Genomic DNA, 19,467 nt, shown 5'->3' on the forward strand with positions numbered 1-19,467 from the left:
TAAAGGTGCTGACATGATTCATCCTTTCTGGGAGGATGAATCACAAGCAGACCCCTTTGGGAATCCCATGATTCCGGTTTTTGCAGAAACGCTTTAGGCGACATGCCAAAAAAGACAGGTCCGCCCACCCAGAAAAGGGTGGACGGACCTTCCGTCTTGGCGATTCGGCCTTAGGCTTCGGCGCGGGAGGCGCGCTTGCGCTCGTGCGGATCCAGGTGACGCTTGCGCAGGCGGATGTTCTTGGGCGTGACCTCGACCAGTTCGTCGTCGTTGATATAGGCGATGGCCTCTTCCAGCGACTGGCGGACGGGGGGCGTCAGGCGGACGGCCTCGTCCGTGCCCGAGGCGCGAACGTTGGTCAGCTGCTTGCCCTTGAGCGGGTTCACCTCCAGGTCGTTGTCCCGGCTGTGCTCGCCGATGATCATGCCTTGGTACAGCTGCTCCTGCGCGCCGATGAAGAACTTGCCGCGATCCTCCAGCTTCCACAGGGCATAGGACACGGACACGCCGTTCTCCATGCTGATCAGGACCCCCTGACGGCGGCCCTGGATGGCGCCCTTGTGCGGCGCCCATCCGTGGAAGATGCGGTTCAGCACGCCGTTGCCGCGCGTGTCGGTCATGAACTCGCCCTGATAGCCGATCAGGCCGCGCGACGGCACATGGGCCAGAATGCGCGTCTTGCCGACACCGGCGGGGCGCATGTCGACCAACTCGCCCTTGCGCTCTCCGGTCAGCTTTTCGATGACCACGCCGGTATATTCGTCGTCGACGTCGATGATGACCTCTTCGATCGGCTCCAGACGCTGGCCGTTCTCTTCCTTGTAGATCACGCGCGGACGGCTGATCGACAGCTCGAAGCCCTCGCGGCGCATGTTCTCGATCAGAACGCCCATCTGCAATTCGCCCCGGCCCGACACGACAAAGGCGTCGCCGCCCGGCGTGTCCTCGACCTTGATCGCGACGTTGATCTCGGCTTCCTTCATCAGGCGCTCGCGGATCACGCGCGACTGGACCTTCTTGCCTTCCTGACCCGCCAGCGGGCTGTCATTGATGCCAAAGGTCACGCTGATGGTCGGCGGATCGATCGGCTGCGAGGGCAGGGCCTCCATCACGTCGGGATGGCACAGCGTGTCGGCCACGGTGGCCTTGGCCATGCCCGCGATGGTCACGATGTCGCCGGCCTCGGCCATCTCGATCGGGGTCTGGGTCAGACCGCGGAAGGCCATGATCTTGCTGATGCGGAACTGCTCGATCCGCTCACCGTCGCGGGTCATCGCCTTGAGCGTGTCGCCGGCGCGGGCGGTGCCGGCCTCGACGCGACCGGTCAGCAAGCGGCCCAGGAAAGCGTCGGCGCCCAGGGTGGTCGCCAGCATCTGGAACGGCTCGTTGTTGCGGTTGATCTGCTTGGGCGGCTGGACGTGCTTGAGGATCAGGTCGAACAGCGCGTCCATGTTCTTGCGCTCGCCATCCAGCGTCGCGTCGGCCCATCCGCCGATGCCCGAGGCATAGACATGCGGAAAGTCCAGCTGCTCGTCGCTGGCGCCCAGGTTGGCGAACAGGTCGAACACGTCGTTCAGCGTCTCGTCGGGTTCGGCGGCGGGCTTGTCGACCTTGTTCAGCACGACGATGGGGCGCAGGCCCAGGGCCAGTGCCTTGGAGGTGACGAACTTGGTTTGCGGCATCGGGCCTTCGGCCGCGTCGACCAGCAGGCAGACGCCGTCGACCATCGACAGGATGCGCTCGACCTCGCCGCCGAAATCGGCGTGACCGGGCGTGTCGACGATGTTGATGCGCGTGCCCTTCCACTCGACCGAGGTGGCTTTCGCCAGAATGGTGATGCCCCGTTCGCGTTCGATGTCGTTGCTGTCCATTGCCCGTTCGGCGACGGCCTGATTGTCGCGGAACGACCCCGACTGACGCAGCAGCTGATCCACCAGGGTGGTCTTGCCGTGGTCGACGTGGGCGATGATGGCGATATTGCGGATATCCATGACGGCCTTAATCTTTAGGTTTCGCGGTTGCCCTAGCCGATCAGGCCCAAGAAAGCCAGCCTGCAATTGCGAAGGGCCCCCGGCATTGCTGCCGGGGGCCCCCGCTGTCATGGTTCCGTCACGTCGCGCGGGTCAGGCGCGGCGGCGGGTCAGACCGGACCAGACGCGGCCTGCGTCGCGGTCGGTGCCGCCCCGGATGGCGCCCAGCCATGCGGCCAGACCGGCCACCAGCGACGACACCGCCAGGAACAGGGCCGACCAGACGGCGGCACGACGAGCCGATTCCGCGGCGTCGATGGCGGCGTCCTGCGCCTCCTGCAGGCGCAGCTCGGCCTCGGCCTGCAGCTCCTGGGCGCGCTGTTCGGCGGTGGCCAGGGCTTCATCGGCCTGGGCACGGGCCTCTTCCAGACGGGCCTCGGCCTCGGCGCGCAGCTCCTGGGCCTGGGTCACGGCCTGCTCGACACGGGTGTCGATCTGAGCCGGGGTCAGCTCCGTCCGCGCAGCCAATGCGGCACGCAGATAGTCCAGGTCATCCTCGGGGACCTCGCCGGTGCGCAGCACGGTGCCCAAGATGCCCAGGACCTCGCTGCGGATCGCCTCGTCCGAGAATTGCTGCGGGGCCGCAGCCTCGCTGCGCAGCAGACGGTCGGTGACATAGTCCAGCGGATTGCCGCCCATGTCGCCACCCGCAGCCTTGCCCGCGCCGGTGATCGCACCGCCAGCCAGTTGGCCCACGCCGCTGATCGCGCCGCCCGCCAGCTGACCTGCGCCGCCGACGATGCCGCCGGCCAGCTGGCCGGTGCCCTGCAGGGCGCCGCCGACAGCCGCGCCGGTCGCCTCGACCGCGGTGCTGGCCGCGTTACCCGCCGCACGCACGCCGGAGGACAGCGCGCCCGCCGCCAGGATGCCGGTCAGGATCATGCCGATGGCCCACACGGTAAGGCCATGGACGCCGTCACGGGCCTCGGTCTCGTCCTCGGAGGCCATGCCGCGACGACGCATGCGCCCCGCCACATAGCCGCCCAGACCATACACCGCGACCATCGACACAAAGGCGAACAACCCGGTCAGGATCAGGGCGAAGGTGCCCAGACCCTGACCGGGTTCCGCCGAAACCGACCCCAGCCCGATGGCTGCGGTAAAGCCGGTGAACACGACCGAGGCGCCCGCCGCAATCGCGGCTCCGGCCAGGATCGAGGCCCAGTCCACATGCCCGCGGGGGGCTGAACCGGCTGTTTCGAGGGGTTCGTTCATCCCCGTGGGCTCAGCGCAGGCCGAGGAACGACAGGACGAACAGGACGACGACGATCAGGCCGACGATGTAGATGATCGAGTTCATGGCAATTTTCCCTTTGCTTTGGACGTCCGTCACCGCGTTTGTCGCGGCGAGGTGACGCATCTGCCAGCAAACGGGCCAATGCGCGCCCAAGTTCCCTTGGCGGCTGGAAAATTTCGGGCCGTTCAGGCAGGACGGGTGGCGGTCGCCCGCGCGCGGGCCAGCCAGCCAAGGCCGCCCTGCGTGGTTCGGGCCGGTGCATATTCAGCCGAAACCCAGCCGCGATAGCCCCAGTCGTCCAGCGCCTCGAACAGGGCCGGGTGGTCCAGATCACCGTGATCAGGCTCGTGCCGACCGGGGCTGCCCGCGATCTGGATGTGGCGCACCAGCGGCGCCACCTTGCGCCAGCAGGCCAGCATGTCGCCGGTGATCGCCTGCGCGTGATAGGTGTCCAGTTGCAGCCCCAGATTGGGCGCGGCGATCCGGTCGATGATGTCGATGGCCAGATCGTAATCGGCCAGGAAATAGCCCGGCACCTCGGTGCGGTTGATCGGCTCGATCGTCAGGCTGGCATGGGGCGCGCGTTCGGTGGCCCATGCCAGGTTCGCGACAAAGGTCGCCTGCGCCTCAGCGCCCTCGGCGCGTCCGGCCATGATGTGGATGTGGCGCGCGCGCAGCACCTGCGCCACGCGCAGGCTGCGTTCGAAATCGCGGCGAAAGCGGTCCTCCAGGCCCGGCACGGCGGCGAAACCGCGCGGGCCCCCCGCCCAGTTCGGGGGCGGTGCATTGATCAGCACGATCTCCATCCCCGACGCGACCGAGGCGCGATACAGCTCGGGGGCGGCGATGTCATAGGGAAACAGGATCTCGACCCCCTCGAAGCCCGCCTCGGCAGCGGCGGCAAAGCGGTCCAGCATCGGTATTTCGGTGAACAGCGTGGTCAGGTTGGCAGCAAATCGCGGCATCACGGCTCCAGCGCAAAGACCTGCCCGCCCGAACGGATACCCGCCCGGCCATCCGGCCCGATTTCGGCGGCCGCGGCCAGCCGGTAGAAGGTCTTGCGGTCGATCAGCGCCTCCAGCCCACGGCGGATGTGGACATAGGGGCGCGGCGCATCGGCCGTGCCGCGCACCGTGATCGCATGATCCGGCCCCGCCGTCACCCGGTCACCCACCGTCGTGGTGAACGTGATGGCATCGGGCGCGATATCGGCATCGGTCGCCAGAAAGGGCGCGTCCTCGACCCGGATGCCGATCTTTTCCACCGGAGAGACCAGGAAGAACCGGTCCCCCTCGCGCTTCAGGATGCCCGCGAACAGGCGGACCAGCGCCGGGCGCCCGATGGGCGTGCCGTCATGGACCCAGGTCCCGTCGGCGCGGATCACCAGGTCCATCTCTCCGCAATAGGGCGGGTTCCACAGATGGACCGGGGCTGGTCCGCCCTTGGCGGCAATGGCCGCGGCCTGGGCCAGACCTTCGGGGCTCACGCTTTTGTCACCGTTTTCCGCCATTCGATCTGGTCGCCTCTGGTTGGACTGCCTATGGTTGCCCTTAAACCAGCGCGGGGGCAATGTCATGACGTCGGACGAAATTCTGGTGCAAGAGGTTCAGGCCCTGGCCGCCCGCCTGTCGGATGCCCGCGCCAGCACCGAGCGCCGCTTCGTGGGCCAGCACGATGTCGTCGAACAGGTTCTGGCCGCCATCCTGGCCGGCGGGCATGCCCTGCTGATCGGCCAGCCGGGCTTGGGCAAGACGATGCTGGTCGACACGCTGTCGACCGTGCTGGGCCTGGACAGCGCCCGCATCCAGTTCACCCCCGACCTGATGCCCGCCGATATCCTGGGCTCCGAGGTGCTGGACGCGCTGCCCGATGGCAGCCGGGCGTTCCGCTTTATCGAGGGGCCGGTCTTTACCCAGCTGCTGATGGCGGATGAGATCAACCGCGCCAGCCCCCGCACCCAATCCGCCCTGCTGCAGGCCATGCAGGAGCGAGAGGTCACCATCAGCGGCCAGCACCGCCCCCTGGGCCGCCCCTTCCACGTCCTGGCCACCCAGAACCCGATCGAGCAGGAGGGCACCTATCCGCTGCCCGAGGCGCAATTGGACCGGTTCCTGCTGCAGATCGACGTCGATTACCCGGACCGCGACACCGAACGCCAGATCCTGATGGCCACGACGGGCCTTGAAGATGACACGCCGCACGCGGCCTTTACCCCCGACCAGCTGATCGCGGCACAGCGCCTGATCCGCCAGATGCCGGTCGGAGAGGCCGTGGTCGAGACGATCCTGGACCTGGTCCGCGCCGCCCGCCCCGGCGCGCCCGAGGCTGCGCCTTACGTCACCGACGCGCTGACCTGGGGGCCGGGGCCGCGCGCCGCGCAGGCGCTGATGCTGGTCACTCGCGCGCGCGCCGTGCTGAACGGGCGCTATGCGCCGACGCTGGACGATGTGGCGGCGATGGCCGCGCCGGTGCTGCGCCACCGGATGGCGCTGTCCTTTGCCGCCCGCGCCCGCGGAGAGACGGTCGATGCCGTGATCGCCCGCCTGCTGGACGACCGCATCGGGACGCGTCGCGCCGCATGAGCGTCACGCCCTCCGATCTGCGCGCACGGGCCGAAGCCGCCGCGGGGCATCTGCCCGGCCTGATCCTGTCGGCGGAACGGCTGGCGGCGCTGGTCGCGCCCGGCGCGCACGGGTTGCGCCGCGCCGGTCCGGGAGAGGATTTCTGGCAGTACCGCCCGGCAGGCGTGGGCGACGGGGCCCGCAACATCGACTGGCGCCGATCGGGCCGGTCGGACACGCAATTCGTGCGCGACCGCGAGGCGCAGACAGCGCAGTCTGCCGCGATCTGGCTGTCGCGGGGCGCGGGGATGGATTTCACCGGCGGGCCTGACCGCCCGACCAAGGCCGCGCGCGGTCAAGTCCTGGCGCTGGCTTTGGGCATGCTGATGCTGCGCGGGGGCGAAAAGGTCGGCCTTCTGGGCCAACCCGCCCGCGCCGGCCGCATCCAGGCCGACCGCCTGGCCGAGGCGCTGGCGATGCCCGCGCCGGATGCGGGGGACGCACCCGCGCCTGCGCTGCGCCCGAACCTGCGGGTGGTGATCCTCAGCGATTTTCTGACCGATCCGGCCTGGGTCGCGGCGCTGCTGGCACAGGCGGCGGGGCTGGGGGGCACCGGGCTGATGATCCAGATCCTGGACCCGGACGAGGCGCATTTCCCCTATGACGGCGCGGTCGAGTTCCGCTCGGGCAGCCTGCGCCATGACAGCCGCGATGCGGGCGGGCTGCGCGCGGCCTATCTGGCGCGGCTGGCCGAACGGCAGGCCTGGCTCTCTGAGCAGGCGCAGCGGGCGGGCTGGGGCTTTGGCACGCACCTGACCGATACGGACCCGGCGCAGGCGCTCAGCTGGGCGTGGCAGGCCCTGGGGCAGGGGGCGCGCTGATGTTGGTCCTGGGACCTTTGGGGTTCGCGGCGCCCTGGCTGCTGGCGGCGCTGATCGCGCTGCCGGTGCTGTGGGTGATCCTGCGGGCGATGCCGCCCGCGCCGCGGCGCATCGTCTTTCCGGGGGTCGCGCTGTTGGCGGGACTGGCCGACCGCGCGCCGGTCGCCACGCGCACGCCCTGGTGGCTGCTGCTGATCCGGCTGGCGGCGGTCGCGGCGCTGATCCTGGCCTTTGCCGGGCCGGTCTGGCGCCCGGCGGTGCAGGCCCCCGCCGACGGCCCGCTGCTGGTGGTGATGGATGCGGGCTTTGCCGCCGCCCCCGATTGGGCCGCCCGCCAGAGCCGGGCCGAGGTCGCGCTGACCCAGGCCGCCGCCGCCGGGCGCCCCGCTGCGCTGCTGATGGCCGATGGCCGTGACGGGCAGGGGGCGCTGACCTTCCGCCCCGGCGATGCCTGGCTGTCGGCCCTGCGCGGCGCGCAGCCGCAGCCCTGGTCCACGCGCCTGCCCGGTGATCCCACTGCCGCACTGGCGGATGCGCCGCAGGGTTCGCTGTCCACGCTGTGGCTGACGGACGGGACCGGTCATGCGAACCGCGCGTCCTGGCTGGCCGCGCTGAATGATCGTGGCCCGGTGACCGTGGTACCGCCAGCGCGGCCTCTGCGTACGCTGACGCTGGCTGGGGGCGAGACGCCGTCGCTGACGCTGCACGCGACCGATGACGCGGCGCCTGCGGTGCAGGCCATCGGCCCCGACCCGCAGGGCATCGAACGCGCGCTGGCCAGCCTGACGCCCGGCGATGCCGTGACCCGCAACGGGCTGCGTCTGCGCCCCGTGGCCATTGACCTGCCGCCCGAATTGCGCAACCGCATCACCCGCTTTCAGATCGAGGCTGAGACCCATGCCGGCGCCGTCGTCCTGGCCGATGACCGGGTGCGCCGCCGCAAGGTGGCCCTGGTCGGCGATCCGCTGGCCGAGGGGCAGCAGCTGCTGGCCCAGACCCATTACCTGCGCCAGGCCCTGGCCCCCACGACCGATCTGGTCGAGGGCACGCTTGGCGATGTGCTGGACACCGCGCCCGACGTGATCGTGCTGGCCGATCAGGTCCAGCTGGCCGAGACGGCCGAGCTGACCGATTGGGTGGGTCAGGGGGGCCTGCTGATCCGCTTTGCCGGGCCGCGCATGGCCGGATATGACCGCCTGTCCGATGAGCCGCTGCTGCCCGTGGCGCTGCGCCAGGGCGGGCGCGACATCGGCGGTGCGCTGTCCTGGGGCGACCCGCGCGGACTGGCGCCCTTCCCCGAGGACGGGCCCTTTGCCGGGCTGGCCATCCCCGACGACGTGACCGTGCGCGCCCAGCTTATGGCCCAGCCCGCCCCCGATCTGGCGGGCAAGACGCTGGCGGCGCTGTCGGACAACACGCCGCTGGTGACCCGCGACAGGCTGGGCCAGGGGCAGGTTGTGCTGATCCATGTGACCGCCAATGCGGAATGGTCCAGCCTGCCGCTGTCGGGCCTGTTCCTGCAGATGATGGAGCGGCTGGTCGCCACCGCCCGCCTGTCGCCCACCGATGCCGCGCCTCAGGACCGTGCCCAGCCCTTCTGGACGCCCGAGATCGTGCTGGACGGCTTTGGCCGCCCGTCTGAGGCGCAGGGCCTGTCCCCCGTGCCCGCCGCCGATCTGGAGCAGGGCCCCGGCCCCGACCGCCCCGCCGGGATCTATGCCGCGGGCGAGAGGCGGCAGGCGCTGAACGCGGGCGGGCCCTTCGTGCTGGCCGATTGGCCCGGTGCCACGGTCGAGGCCACAAGCACGACCCCCGGCCGCGATCTGCGCGGCGCGCTGCTGGCGGCGGCGGTGCTGCTGATGGGGCTGGATGCGGTGGGCTCGGCCTGGCTGGGGCGGGGCAGGGTTCGCGGCGCGGCGGCGGCGGCGCTGATGGCGCTGACGCTACTGCCCGGCCCCCGGGCGCAGGCGCAGGAGCTGGACCCGCAGCTGATGCAGGCGGCATCCGAGGTGGCGCTGGCCTATGTCGTGACGGGCGATGCGCGCATCGACACAGCATCGGAACAGGGGCTGGCGGGCCTGTCGCAGGCCCTGCGCAGCCGCACCTCGGTCGAGCCGGGGGCGCCCATCGGCGTCGATCTGGACCGCGATGACCTGTCGCTGCTGACCTTTCTGTACTGGCCGATCACCGAGGCGCAACCCGCGCCCGGTCCGCGCGCCTATCTGCGGCTGAACGCGTTCCTGCGGTCGGGGGGGATGATCCTCTTCGACACGCGCGACGGCGATATCGCGGGCGTGGGCGGGCCGGACATGTCGCAGGCGCTGCGCCGTCTGGCGGCCCCCCTGGACATCCCGCCGCTGGCCCCGGTGCCCGACGATCACGTCCTGACCCGCACCTTCTATCTGCTGGAGGATTTCCCGGGCCGCTGGCAGGGCAACCCGGTCTGGCTCGAGGCCCCCACCACCACCGCCCAGGCCGAGGCGGGTGTCCCCTTTCGCCAGCTGAATGACGGGGTCAGCCCGGTCGTCATCGGCGGCAACAGCTGGTCCGAAGCCTGGGCGCTGGACGAAAACGGCTATGCCGCCTATCCCATCGGCCAGGGCTGGGAGGGGGACCGCCAGCGCGAGATGGCCGTCCGCTTTGGCGTGAACCTGATCATGTATGTGCTGACCGGGAACTACAAATCCGACCAGGTGCATGTGCCCGCCCTGCTGGACCGCCTGGCGACCGAAGAGAGGTTGGCCCCATGACGCAGATCCGTTTCGACCCGGCCCTGCCCTGGTGGGCCATCGCGGTGCTGGCGGGGCTGGCCGCGCTGGTCGCGGGCTTTGCGCTGTGGCGCGGGCTGCAGGGCTGGGCGTGGCGGGGGCTGGCGGCGCTGGCCGCCTGCGCGGCGCTGGCGGGGCCTGCGCTGGAACGCGGCACACGCGCGGCGCTGTCCGATATCGTGGTGCTGCTGGACGACCGCTCCTCCAGCCAGCAATTGCCGGGCCGTCCCGCGCAGGTCGATCAGGCCGTGGCCGATCTGTCGTCCCAGATCGCGGCCCTGCCGGGGACCGATCTGCGCCGCGTGACCCTGGGCGACGGAGAGGACGGCACCGCGCTGGCCACCGCCCTTTCACGCGCCATCGCGGCCGAGCCCGAGGCGCGGCTGGCCGGGGTGATTGCGGTTACCGACGGGCGGCTGCATGACGCGCCCCAGCTGCCGCAGGGCCTGCCCGCGCCGCTGCATGTGCTGCTGACCGGCCAGCCCGATGACTGGGACCGCCGTCTGGTGATCGAGGAGGCCCCCGCCTTCGGCCTGATCGACCAGGAGGTCACCATCCGCCTGCGCGTCGAGGATCAGGGCACCGTCCCGGAGGCCAGCCGCACCGGCAGCGTGGCCCTGCGCCTGTCCGTCGATGGCGAGGACGAACAGACCTTTGCCGTGCCGATGAACACCAGCCTGACCCTGCCGGTGATCCTGGGTCATGCGGGCCAGAATGTCGTGCAGATCGCCCTGGACACCGCGCCCGGAGAGCTGACCGACCGCAACAACGCCGCCGCCGTCAGCATCAATGGCGTGCGCGACCGCCTGCGCGTGCTGCTGGTCTCCGGAGAGCCGCATGCGGGGGAACGGACCTGGCGCAACCTTCTGAAATCGGATGCGGCGGTCGATCTGATCCATTTCACCATCCTGCGCCCGCCCGACAAATTCGACGGCGTCCCGGTCAGCGAGCTGTCGCTGATCGCCTTTCCCACGCGAGAGCTGTTCCTGGAGCGGATCGACGATTTCGACCTGATCATCTTTGACCGCTACAGCGTGCGGGGCATCCTGCCGCCCGAATATTACATGAACATCGCCCGATACGTGGAGGAGGGCGGCGCGATCCTGGTGTCCGCCGGGCCCGAGATGGCCTCGGTCGAGAGCCTGCACCTGTCGCCCCTGGGCCGCATCCTGCCCGCGCGCCCCACCGGCCGCGTGATCGAGGAGGCGTTCCTGCCCCGCCTGACCGATGAGGGCCGCCGCCACCCGGTCACCGCGGGCCTGGGCGGGCCGGACCCGGACGCCCCGGATTGGGGACGCTGGCTGCGCATGTCGCAGGTAACGCCCACCGGCGACGCGCAGGTCGCGATGACCGGGGCCGAGGACGCGCCGCTTCTGGTGCTGGACCGCGTGGGCGAGGGGCGCGTGGCGCTGCTGACCTCCGATCAGGTCTGGCTCTGGGGGCGCGGCTTCGAGGGCGGCGGACCGCAGCTGGAGCTGCTGCGCCGCATCGCCCATTGGTCCATGAAAGAGCCGGAGCTGGAGGAGGAGGCCCTGCTGGCCGATATCCGCGACGGGCTGGCGGTGACCTTCACCCGCCGCACGATGCAGGACGCCGCCGGCCCGCTGCAGGTCACCGCGCCCGACGGGTCGGTCACGCCCGTGCCGCTGGTGCCCGACGGGCCGGGGCGGTTCGTGGCCGACTGGACCGCGCCAGAGCCGGGGCTGTATCGGCTGGCCGATGGCGACATGCGCCGCGTCCTGGCGCTTGGCCCCGCGGCGCCCCGCGAATTCGAGGAGACGGTGGCCGACGCCCCACTGCTGGCCCCGCTGATCGAGGCCAGCGGCGGCAGCGTCCAGCGCCTGTCCGACGGCATCCCCGACCTGCGCCAGGTCCGCGCGGGCCGGGCCGCCAGCGGCAGCGGCCTGGGCGGCCCGTGGATCGGCGTCACGCCCCGCGACGCGGCCACCGTGACCGGACTGGAGCGGCGGCCCCTGCTGCCCGCATGGGTCTGGCTGGCGCTGGTGGCGGGTCTGATCCTGACCGGCTGGCTGGCCGAGGGCCGCCGCCGCGCGGCCTGACGCTTGCCATCCGACGCCCCGGTTGGTAACCCCGACGAAACCGTCTCAAGGAACGCAAATGGCTGACGACACGCGCAATCCCGCCCCCTATACCGAGGCTGACCTGTCGCTGATCAAGCGGATCATCCCCCACCGCTATCCCTTCCTGTTCATCGACAAGGTGCGCGACATCGTGCCGTTCGAAGGCGCCGTCGGCATCAAGAACGTCACCGCCAACGAGCCGCATTTCCAGGGCCATTTCCCCAACCACCCGATCATGCCCGGCGTGACCATCATCGAGGCGATGGCCCAGACTGCCGCCGTCGTGGTGGGCATCAGCATGAACGTCATCGACGAGGAAATGCAGACCTATTTCATGGGCATCGACAACTGCAAGTTCCGCCGCATGGTCGTGCCCGGCGACGTCCTTGAGCTGCATTGCCGCGCGATCCGCGGCGGCGGCAAGATCTGGAAGTTCGAGGGCAAGGCCATGGTCGACGGCCAGCTGTGCGCATCGGCGGAATACACCGCGATGATGGCCCGCAAGGATGGCTGATGCCCTGATCCACCCTTCGGCCGTGATCGAGCCCGGCGCCGAAATCGGCGCGGGCGTCACGATCGGCCCGTTCTGCGTGGTCGGACCCAAGGTCCGGCTGGCGGACGGGGTGGAGCTGAAATCCCATGTCGTCGTCACCGGCGACACCTCGGTGGGCGAGGGGACGGTGATCTTTCCCTTCGCCAGCATCGGAGAGGTCCCCCAGGACCTGAAGTTCAAGGGCGAAGATGTCCGCCTGGAGATCGGCGCCCGCAACCGCATCCGTGAATACGTGACGATGAACCCCGGCACCGCCGGCGGCGGCAGCGTCACCACTGTGGGCGATGACGGGCTGTTCATGGCCTCCAGCCATGTCGGCCACGACTGCCGCATCGGCGACCGGGTGATCCTGGCCAACAGCGTGGCCATCGCCGGCCATTGCGTGCTGGAGGATGACGTGATCGTGGGCGGTCTGTCGGGTGTGCACCAATGGGTGCGCATCGGGCGGGGTGCGATGATCGGCGCGGTGACGATGGTGACCGCCGACGTGATCCCCTATGGCCTGGTGCAGGGCCCGCGCGGGCATCTGGACGGGCTGAACCTGGTGGGCCTCAAGCGGCGCGGTGCGACCCGCGCCGATATCGCGGCGCTGCGCGCGCTGCTGGCTGATCTGGGCACCGGATCGTTCCGCGATACCGCGCGCGGCCGTGCCGAGGCGCAGGTGACGGGGATGGAGCGCGACGTGCTGGACTTTATCCTGGGCCCCTCCGACCGCAGCTTTCTGGCGCCGCGCCCGGAATGAGCCGCATCGCCCTTATCGCGGGACAGGGCCTGCTGGCCCCCGCCGTCGCCGCCTGCCTGGACGACCCGCTGATCTACGCGCTGGAGGGGTTCGCCCCCGGAGGGCTGTCCGCGACCCCGTTCCGGTTGGAGCGGCTGGTCCCGTTCCTGGACGATCTGCACGACCGGGGCGTGTCCCGCGTGGTCTTTGCCGGGGCGATCCGCCGCCCGCGCCTGGACCCCGAGGCATTCGATCCGCGCACCGCGCAGCTGGTGCCCCGGATCTTGATGGCGATGCAGTCGGGGGACGACGCGGCCCTGAGAACTGTCCTCGACATCTTCGAGGAAAACGACCTTACTATTTGTTCCATAAGCGAAATCGCGCCTGACCTTATTCCCGCTGCGGGAGTTCTGACCGGCCAGCCCAGTGATGCCGACCGCCGCGACATTCGTCGCGCCGCGCAGATCCTGGCGCAGACCGGGCTCCTGGATCTGGGGCAGGGCGCGGTGGTGGCGCAGGGCCTGTGCCTGGCGCTGGAGACGCTGCCCGGCACAGCCGCCATGCTGAAATTCGCGGCCCGCCATGCCGATTTGCGCCCCAACCCCAAGGGCGCGCGGGGCGTGTTGTTCAAGGCGCCCAAGCCGGGTCAGGACCTGCGCATCGACCTGCCGACGCTTGGCCCCGACAGCGTCGATCAGGCGGCGGCGGCCGGTCTGGCGGGGCTGGCCTGGGCGGCGGGGCAGGTGATCCTGCTGGACCGGGCCGAGATGGTGCGGCGCGCGCAGGCAGCCGGGCTGTTCCTCTGGGCGGTCGACGCGTCCGAGGTCGCCCAGGGCTGAAAAACGCTGGCCCTTTGCGCGCGTCCCCCCTACCCATGACGAGAGATCGAAAAGGCGGCACGGCATGCGTTACTTCCTGATCGCGGGCGAGGCTTCGGGCGACCAGCTGGGCGCCGCCCTGATGGAGGGGCTGCGCCACCTGGACCCCGAGGCCACGTTCCTGGGCGTCGGCGGCCCGGCCATGACGCCCCTGGGCCTGACCAGCCTGTTCCCGATGGATGAGCTGTCCATCATGGGCATCTGGGAGGTTCTGCCGAAATACCGCCACCTGAAACGCCGCATCGCCCAGACCGCGCAGGCGGTGATCGACGAGGCCCCAGACGTTCTGATCACCATCGACAGCCCCGATTTCGGCCTGCGCGTGGCGCGCCTGGTCCGCGCGCAGCGGCCCGATCTGCGCACGGTGCACTATGTCGCGCCGTCGGTCTGGGCCTGGCGGCCGGGGCGGGCGCTGAAGATGGCGCAGGTGATCGACCACGTCCTGGCCATCCTGCCCTTCGAGCCACCGCTGATGCAGGCCGCCGGCATGACCTGCGATTTCGTGGGCCATCCGGTGGCCACCGCCGATGTGGCCGGCCCCGATCAGGCGCAGCTGTTCCGCAACGCGCATGGTATCGCGCCCGACGCGCCGGTGGTCCTTTGCCTGCCCGGATCGCGGCGCGGAGAGGTCACGCGCCTTGGCCCCCGCTTTGACGAGGCGCTTATCCGTCTGCGCGACCGCGTGCCCGAGATTCGCGTGGTCCTGCCCACGGTGCCGGGAGTGTCGGGGCTGATCCGCGACATGACCCGCCGCTGGCCCACCGCCCCCATCGTGATCGAGGAACCGGATGAGAAACGCGCGGCCTTTGCCGCAGCCGATCTGGCGCTGGCGGCGTCAGGCACCGTCAGCCTGGAGCTGGCGGCCAGCCGCATCCCCATGGTCATCGGCTATGACATGGCGCCGCTGTCACGTCTGATCGTGGGGGTGATGCTGCGCACCGATACGGTCACGCTGGTCAATCTGGTCAGCGACACGCGCGCCGTGCCCGAGTTTCTGGGGTCGCGCTGCCAGCCCGGCCCCCTGGCCCTGGCGCTGCAGGACGCGCTGGAGGACCCGCGCCTGCGCGGTGCGCAGCTGGACGCGATGGACCTGACCATGGACCGTCTTGGCAAGGGTGGTGAGGCGCCGGGCCTTCGCGCGGCGCGCTCGGTCCTTCAGGCGATCACAGCACCGCGGTGACGATGATCTCGACCTTGTAGTCGGGGGTCGCCAGCGCCGATTCGCCGGTCGCGCGGGCGGGGGCGTGGCCCTGGGGCACCCAGGCATCCCAGACGGCGTTCATCTCGGCGAATTCGGCCATGTCGGCCATCCAGATCTGGGCCGAGACGATGCGCGTCTTGTCGGTGCCCGCCTGCGCCAGCAGCGCGTCGATCTGGGACAGGATCGCGGTCGTCTGATCCGTGATCGAGGTGCCGGGCTCTCCGACCTGGCCCGCCAGAAAGACGAAACCGTTGGCGATGACCGCCTGGCTCATCCGGGTGCCGGTTTCCAGGCGCTTGATATCGGTCATGATGCTCTCCTTTGGCGATATGCGGGCGGACGCTATACGGGGGCGGCAGGGGCGGCAAGCCGGGTTGCGGGCGTTCCGGTTGCGTTCTATCCTGGGGCCATGTCCGACCTGTCCCCCTTGCCCGCCATGCCCGGCCAGCGCCTTGCGCGTGGAACGGGCCGTCTGCTGCGCAGCCTGGATCACGCGGTGCTGACCGAATTCAGCCCCGTCCGGGGCCTGCGCGTGGACCTGATCAGCCTGGGCCCCAAGGGAGAGCTGTGGGTGATCGAATGCAAAAGCGGCCGCGCCGATTTCCGCGCCGACCGCAAATGGCAGGGCTATCTGGATTGGTGCGACCGCTATTTCTGGGCGGTGGATGGCGATTTTCCCGTCGATCTGCTGCCCGACGATACGGGCCTGATCCATGCCGATGCCTTCGGCGCCGAGATCACCCGCATGGCCCCCGAACACCGCCTGTCCGCGCCGCGCCGCACCAAGGTGCAGCGCGATTTCGCCCGCGCGGCGGCGCTGCGCCTGCAGGTGCTGTGCGACCCCGAGGCGCTTATCGCCGGGGCTTCTTAGGCTTGCCGCCCTGACCCACGGCGCGGGCGGCCTCGGCGGCGGCCATCAGCTCCTCGGCGATCTCGGTCGCCTCCTCGGGGTCGAAATCCATCGGCAGGTCCACGCCCTCGCCCTGCACATAGATCCGCACCATGCCCAGGTCGGTCGGCCCGATCTGGATGTTCGCGGTGATGTCGCTTTCGCTGTTGATGCCCATGGCCTGTCCTTTCGCGTTGAAACTTTCTGTATCCCGGACGCGATTTCGCGGCAAGCGGGGCTTGCATGCCGCGTCCGACGGGGCTAAAGAACCGCCCTGTGCCGCCTTAGCTCAGTTGGTTAGAGCGCTAGATTGTGGATCTAGAGGTCACCCGTTCGAGACGGGTAGGCGGTACCACCTTCCTCTCAGATTTTCTGCAGTGCAGCATCTTGCATACCGTGCACGGTCCTGAAACCATGCCCTTCTGTCATGGGAGGACTTGCGATGGGCCTGCTGGGAATTTTCCTGTCCCTGATCTTGCTGATGTACTTGGCCTATCGGGGGATCAACGTGCTGATCCTGGCGCCCGCGCTGTCGCTGCTGGCAGTGGCGATGTCGGGGGGCCTGCCGATCCTGGCGACCTATACGCAGGTCTTCATGGGGTCGCTTGGCGGCTATGTCATCACCTATTTCCCGCTGTTCCTGCTGGGCGCGATCTTTGGCAAGGTCATGGCCGACAGCGGGGCCGCGCGCGCCATTGCGGAATGGATCGTGGACCGGCTTGGCGCCGATCGCGCCGTTCTGGCGGTGGTGCTGTCCTGCGGGGTGCTGACCTATGGCGGCGTGTCGTTGTTCGTGGTGGCCTTCGCGGTCTATCCCATCGCCAACGCGCTGTTTCGCCGCGCCGACATCCCCAAACGTCTGCTGCCGGCGGCCATCGCGCTTGGGTCCTTCACCTTCACAATGACCGCGTTCCCGGGCACGCCCGCGATTCAGAACGCGATCCCGATGCCGTTCTTTGGCACCAATGTCTTTGCCGCGCCGCTGTTCGGCCTGCTGGCCGGGGTGATGATGCTGGCGGGCGGCACGATGTGGCTGAACCGCCGCGCCCGCAGCGCCGGGGCCGAGGGCTATGGCGACCACTCTGCCACCGCCGCCGACGCGACCCTGCCCGAGGATGCCGACCTGCCGCCCTTTGCGCTGGCGGTCCTGCCGGTGGTGTCGGTGATCGTGCTCAACGCGGTGCTGACCTGGTTCGTCTTTCCCACCATGACCGCAGATTACCTGGCCCAGCCCGAATACGGAGAGACGGACTTGTCCGCCGTGGCGGGCATCTGGGCGATCATCGTATCGCTGGTGGTGTCGATCCTGCTGGCCATCGGGCTGAACTGGCGGCGTTTCACCGACCTGCGCGAAAGCGTGAATGCCGGGACGATGGGCTCTCTGCTGCCGATCTTCAACACCGCGTCCGAGGTGGGATATGGCGCTGTCATCGCCTCTCTGCCGGCCTTTGCGCTGATCCGGGACGTGGTGCTGGGCCTCTTTCCGGGCAATCCGGTCGCGTCGCTGGCGGTGGCGGTGAACGTGCTGGCGGGCATCACCGGCTCGGCCTCGGGGGGGATGTCCATCGCGCTGAACACGCTTGGCGAACAGTTCGCCGCGATGGGGCAGGCCCAGGGCATCAGCATGGAGCTGATGCACCGCGTCACGGCCCTGTCCTCGGGCGGGTTCGACGCGCTGCCCCATAACGGCGCGGTCATCACCCTGCTGGCGATCACCGGGCTGACCCACAAGAAAAGCTATGCCGACATCTTCGTCGTCGCCGTGGCGATCCCGCTGCTGGCGCTGATCACCGTGATCGTGCTGGGCACGATCTTCTAGCGATAGCCCTGGGCCTGCAGCTCGAACAGCTCCTTGTAGCGGCCGGGCCGGGCGACCAGTTCGGCATGGCTGCCCTGGTCCTGAACGCGCCCGCCCTCCAGCACGATGATCCGGTCGGCCATCCGCACCGATGAGAACCGGTGAGAGATCAGCAGCGCCGTCCGCCCCGCCGTCAGGTCGCGGAACCGCAGGAACACCTCATATTCCGCCCGCGCGTCCAGCGCGGCGGTGGGCTCGTCCAGCACCAAGAGCTGCGCGTCTCGCATATAGGCGCGGGCGATGGCCAGCTTCTGCCATTCCCCGCCCGACAGGTCCAAGCCGCGGGCAAAGCGCTTGCCAACCATCTGGTCATACCCCTTGGGCAGCTTGGCGATGACCTGATCGGCCAGCGAGCGTTCGGCGGCGGCCACGATGCGGGGGCGGTCATCGCGGGCGTCGATCCGGCCGATGGCGATGTTCTCTGCCGCCGTCACGGCATAGCGCACGAAATCCTGAAAGATTACGCCCACCGTGCCACGCAGCTGGTCCAGATCATAATCGCGCAGGTCGCGCCCATCCAGCGTGATGCGGCCTTCGTCGGGGTCATAGAGACGCGCCAGCAGCTTGACGATGGTGGTCTTGCCCGCGCCGTTTTCGCCCACCAGCGCCACCGTTTCGCCCGCGCGCAGGTCCAGCGTCATGCCGCGGATCGCCCAATCGTCGCGGCCCGGATAGCGGAAGCCCACATTCTCGAACCGGAACCCCTGCGCGATGGGCTGCGGCACCGGCAGGGGGGGCGCGGGGCTGGCGATGGCGGGGATGGCGGTGAAGAAATCGAACAGGTCGTCCAGATACATCGCCTGTCCCGCCATGCTGGAGAACCCGGCAAGCAGCCCCTCCAGCAGCCCCCGCAGGCGCAGGAAGCTGCCCGACAGGAAGGTCAGATCGCCGATGGACAGCTGCCCCGTCAGGGTGCGCGCAATGATCCACAGAAAGGCCGTGTAATAGGCCAGCGTGCCAAGGGCCGTCAGCACCGCCATGACCGACAGCTGGCGCCGCTGGATCACCCGGTTCTCCAGATAGAACCGCCGGGCCAGTGTCAGATATCTGTCGCGCAGCCAAGGGCTTAGGCCGAATATCTTGACCTCTTTCGCGGTTTCGGCCGTGGCCGCGATCATGCGCAGGTAATCGCGTTCGCGCCGGTCGGCGGCGCGGGCGTGGTTCAGCGCATAGGTGCGGGCGTTGAAATGCATCTCTCCCATCAGGGACGGGATCAGCGCCAGCGCCAGCAGCACCACCAGCCAGGGGTTGTAGACCACCAGACCCACGCCAAAGCTGAGGACCGTGACGGTATCCTGCATCTGCTGCATCAGTTGGTTCAGCAGCGGGATGCGCCCCATCGTCTGGCGCCGCGCGCGGTCCAGACGGTCCTGAAAGCTGGCATCCTCGAACGAGGCCAGATCCAGACCCGCCGCATGGTCCATCAACCGGATCGAGATGTCGATCACCAGCTTTTCCTGCAGCAGCGCATCGACATAGGCGACAAGACGGCCCAGCACGTCCTGCGCTACGGCCAGGCCCAGCTCCACCGCGACCAGCACCATCAGCGGGTCGGCTAGCCCGCTGGACCACCAGCCCGACAGCGTGTCGGGGCCGCCCGAGGCCGACAGGGCCACGACCTGGTCGATGATCAACTTGCCGACCCACAGCATCGCCACCGGCACCAGCGCCCGGATCAGGCGCAGCGCGATCATCGCCATGGTCAGCGCGGGGCTGGCCCGCCAGACCATGACCAGAAACGGGGGGATGTTCTTCAGCGCCGCCCAACGCGCCGCGTAGTCAGGCGTGGCGGGGGCGTCGGGCGGCATC

18 protein-coding genes and 1 tRNA gene are annotated in these 19,467 nt (G+C 69.5%); 11 read left to right on the top strand and 8 right to left on the bottom strand.

The features are described 5' to 3' along the window. Positions 1–170: 170 nt before the first annotated feature. The 5 genes from typA to ABS73_RS07335 all read right to left on the bottom strand — a co-directional run bounded on the left by typA (position 171) and on the right by ABS73_RS07335 (position 4,777). Positions 171–1,991 (bottom strand): translational GTPase TypA, encoded by a 1,821-nt coding sequence (gene typA / locus ABS73_RS07315; RefSeq protein ID WP_277021139.1) that lies wholly within the window; start codon positions 1,989–1,991, stop codon positions 171–173. A gap of 132 nt (positions 1,992–2,123) precedes the next feature. Further along, positions 2,124–3,245: a hypothetical protein gene (locus tag ABS73_RS07320; RefSeq protein WP_277021142.1), complete on the bottom strand. Its 1,122-nt coding sequence runs from the start codon at positions 3,243–3,245 to the stop codon at positions 2,124–2,126. Between the two features lie 10 nt (positions 3,246–3,255). Beyond that, a complete protein-coding gene (locus ABS73_RS07325) occupies positions 3,256–3,390 on the bottom strand; it encodes a hypothetical protein (protein WP_277021144.1) in 135 nt (44 codons plus the stop codon). Positions 3,391–3,452: 62 nt separating this feature from the next. Continuing rightward, a complete protein-coding gene (locus tag ABS73_RS07330) occupies positions 3,453–4,232 on the bottom strand; it encodes a hydroxypyruvate isomerase family protein (RefSeq protein WP_277021147.1) in 780 nt (259 codons plus the stop codon). After that, entirely contained in the window at positions 4,232–4,777 is a 546-nt protein-coding gene (locus ABS73_RS07335) for a DUF1285 domain-containing protein (protein WP_277021148.1), read from the bottom strand. Before ABS73_RS07335 ends, ABS73_RS07330 begins: the two co-directional genes overlap by 1 nt. 64 nt (positions 4,778–4,841) lie before the next feature. On the opposite strand from ABS73_RS07335, the gene ABS73_RS07340 reads away from it, so the two are divergent. The 8 genes from ABS73_RS07340 to lpxB all read left to right on the top strand — a co-directional run bounded on the left by ABS73_RS07340 (position 4,842) and on the right by lpxB (position 14,890). Continuing rightward, positions 4,842–5,849, top strand: coding sequence for an AAA family ATPase (locus ABS73_RS07340; protein ID WP_136857564.1), 1,008 nt, complete (start codon positions 4,842–4,844; stop codon positions 5,847–5,849). Next, entirely contained in the window at positions 5,846–6,709 is an 864-nt protein-coding gene (locus ABS73_RS07345) for a DUF58 domain-containing protein (RefSeq protein WP_277021152.1), read from the top strand. The genes ABS73_RS07340 and ABS73_RS07345 overlap by 4 nt, the downstream gene beginning before the upstream one ends. Beyond that, positions 6,709–9,459 carry a DUF4159 domain-containing protein gene (locus ABS73_RS07350; RefSeq protein ID WP_277021155.1) on the top strand — a complete coding sequence of 917 codons (2,751 nt, stop codon included), beginning with the start codon at positions 6,709–6,711 and terminating at the stop codon, positions 9,457–9,459. The genes ABS73_RS07345 and ABS73_RS07350 overlap by 1 nt, the downstream gene beginning before the upstream one ends. Then, complete coding sequence (locus tag ABS73_RS07355) at positions 9,456–11,537, top strand: hypothetical protein (RefSeq protein WP_277021158.1); 2,082 nt, start codon at positions 9,456–9,458, stop codon at positions 11,535–11,537. Before ABS73_RS07350 ends, ABS73_RS07355 begins: the two co-directional genes overlap by 4 nt. A 58-nt stretch (positions 11,538–11,595) precedes the next feature. Next, positions 11,596–12,072 (top strand): 3-hydroxyacyl-ACP dehydratase FabZ, encoded by a 477-nt coding sequence (gene fabZ, locus ABS73_RS07360; RefSeq protein WP_042244878.1) that lies wholly within the window; start codon positions 11,596–11,598, stop codon positions 12,070–12,072. Beyond that, the gene (lpxA, locus tag ABS73_RS07365) at positions 12,065–12,853 is read left to right on the top strand and encodes an acyl-ACP--UDP-N-acetylglucosamine O-acyltransferase (RefSeq protein ID WP_277021163.1); all 789 of its coding nucleotides are present in this window, start codon (positions 12,065–12,067) and stop codon (positions 12,851–12,853) included. The genes fabZ and lpxA overlap by 8 nt, the downstream gene beginning before the upstream one ends. Next, a complete protein-coding gene (locus tag ABS73_RS07370; RefSeq protein ID WP_277021165.1) occupies positions 12,850–13,671 on the top strand; it encodes an LpxI family protein in 822 nt (273 codons plus the stop codon). Before lpxA ends, ABS73_RS07370 begins: the two co-directional genes overlap by 4 nt. Before the next feature lie 64 nt (positions 13,672–13,735). After that, positions 13,736–14,890, top strand: a complete 1,155-nt coding sequence (gene lpxB, locus ABS73_RS07375; protein WP_277021168.1) for a lipid-A-disaccharide synthase — start codon at positions 13,736–13,738, stop codon at positions 14,888–14,890. Here the strand turns inward: lpxB and ABS73_RS07380 are convergent. After that, positions 14,874–15,221, bottom strand: coding sequence for a RidA family protein (locus ABS73_RS07380; RefSeq protein WP_277021171.1), 348 nt, complete (start codon positions 15,219–15,221; stop codon positions 14,874–14,876). The two genes, lpxB and ABS73_RS07380, sit on opposite strands and share 17 nt — an antisense overlap. Before the next feature lie 99 nt (positions 15,222–15,320). Here ABS73_RS07380 and ABS73_RS07385 point away from each other — a divergent pair, with 99 nt between their 5' ends. Continuing rightward, a complete protein-coding gene (locus ABS73_RS07385) occupies positions 15,321–15,782 on the top strand; it encodes an MmcB family DNA repair protein (RefSeq protein ID WP_277021174.1) in 462 nt (153 codons plus the stop codon). Here ABS73_RS07385 and ABS73_RS07390 read toward each other — a convergent pair. Continuing rightward, positions 15,763–15,978 (bottom strand): DUF6324 family protein, encoded by a 216-nt coding sequence (locus tag ABS73_RS07390; RefSeq protein WP_136857574.1) that lies wholly within the window; start codon positions 15,976–15,978, stop codon positions 15,763–15,765. The genes ABS73_RS07385 and ABS73_RS07390 overlap by 20 nt on opposite strands. A gap of 100 nt (positions 15,979–16,078) precedes the next feature. Here ABS73_RS07390 and ABS73_RS07395 point away from each other — a divergent pair. After that, positions 16,079–16,155, top strand: a tRNA-His gene (locus ABS73_RS07395). An 87-nt stretch (positions 16,156–16,242) separates the two neighbouring features. Beyond that, positions 16,243–17,619, top strand: coding sequence for a GntP family permease (locus tag ABS73_RS07400; RefSeq protein ID WP_277021177.1), 1,377 nt, complete (start codon positions 16,243–16,245; stop codon positions 17,617–17,619). On the opposite strand, the gene ABS73_RS07405 is transcribed toward ABS73_RS07400, so the two are convergent. Further along, positions 17,616–19,466: an ABC transporter ATP-binding protein gene (locus ABS73_RS07405; protein ID WP_277021179.1), complete on the bottom strand. Its 1,851-nt coding sequence runs from the start codon at positions 19,464–19,466 to the stop codon at positions 17,616–17,618. The genes ABS73_RS07400 and ABS73_RS07405 overlap by 4 nt on opposite strands. Position 19,467: the final 1 nt, after the last annotated feature.

The organism is Paracoccus sp. SCN 68-21, assembly GCF_001724535.1.
GTDB lineage: Bacteria > Pseudomonadota > Alphaproteobacteria > Rhodobacterales > Rhodobacteraceae > Paracoccus > Paracoccus hibiscisoli.

Bases quoted from the DNA above. Each gene is read 5' to 3' on its own strand.
- ABS73_RS07325 (WP_277021144.1), bottom strand. From the start codon at position 3,390: ATGCGTCACCTCGCCGCGACAAACGCGGTGACGGACGTCCAAAGCAAA.
- ABS73_RS07320 (WP_277021142.1), bottom strand. From the start codon at position 3,245: ATGAACGAACCCCTCGAAACAGCCGGTTCAGCCCCCCGCGGGCATGTG.
- lpxA (WP_277021163.1), top strand. From the start codon at position 12,065: ATGGCTGATGCCCTGATCCACCCTTCGGCCGTGATCGAGCCCGGCGCC.
- ABS73_RS07335 (WP_277021148.1), bottom strand. From the start codon at position 4,777: ATGGCGGAAAACGGTGACAAAAGCGTGAGCCCCGAAGGTCTGGCCCAG.
- ABS73_RS07330 (WP_277021147.1), bottom strand. From the start codon at position 4,232: ATGCCGCGATTTGCTGCCAACCTGACCACGCTGTTCACCGAAATACCG.
- fabZ (WP_042244878.1), top strand. From the start codon at position 11,596: ATGGCTGACGACACGCGCAATCCCGCCCCCTATACCGAGGCTGACCTG.
- typA (WP_277021139.1), bottom strand. From the start codon at position 1,991: ATGGATATCCGCAATATCGCCATCATCGCCCACGTCGACCACGGCAAG.
- ABS73_RS07370 (WP_277021165.1), top strand. From the start codon at position 12,850: ATGAGCCGCATCGCCCTTATCGCGGGACAGGGCCTGCTGGCCCCCGCC.
- ABS73_RS07390 (WP_136857574.1), bottom strand. From the start codon at position 15,978: ATGGGCATCAACAGCGAAAGCGACATCACCGCGAACATCCAGATCGGG.
- ABS73_RS07405 (WP_277021179.1), bottom strand. From the start codon at position 19,466: ATGCCGCCCGACGCCCCCGCCACGCCTGACTACGCGGCGCGTTGGGCG.
- ABS73_RS07400 (WP_277021177.1), top strand. From the start codon at position 16,243: ATGGGCCTGCTGGGAATTTTCCTGTCCCTGATCTTGCTGATGTACTTG.
- ABS73_RS07340 (WP_136857564.1), top strand. From the start codon at position 4,842: ATGACGTCGGACGAAATTCTGGTGCAAGAGGTTCAGGCCCTGGCCGCC.
- ABS73_RS07350 (WP_277021155.1), top strand. From the start codon at position 6,709: ATGTTGGTCCTGGGACCTTTGGGGTTCGCGGCGCCCTGGCTGCTGGCG.
- lpxB (WP_277021168.1), top strand. From the start codon at position 13,736: ATGCGTTACTTCCTGATCGCGGGCGAGGCTTCGGGCGACCAGCTGGGC.
- ABS73_RS07355 (WP_277021158.1), top strand. From the start codon at position 9,456: ATGACGCAGATCCGTTTCGACCCGGCCCTGCCCTGGTGGGCCATCGCG.
- ABS73_RS07345 (WP_277021152.1), top strand. From the start codon at position 5,846: ATGAGCGTCACGCCCTCCGATCTGCGCGCACGGGCCGAAGCCGCCGCG.
- ABS73_RS07385 (WP_277021174.1), top strand. From the start codon at position 15,321: ATGTCCGACCTGTCCCCCTTGCCCGCCATGCCCGGCCAGCGCCTTGCG.
- ABS73_RS07380 (WP_277021171.1), bottom strand. From the start codon at position 15,221: ATGACCGATATCAAGCGCCTGGAAACCGGCACCCGGATGAGCCAGGCG.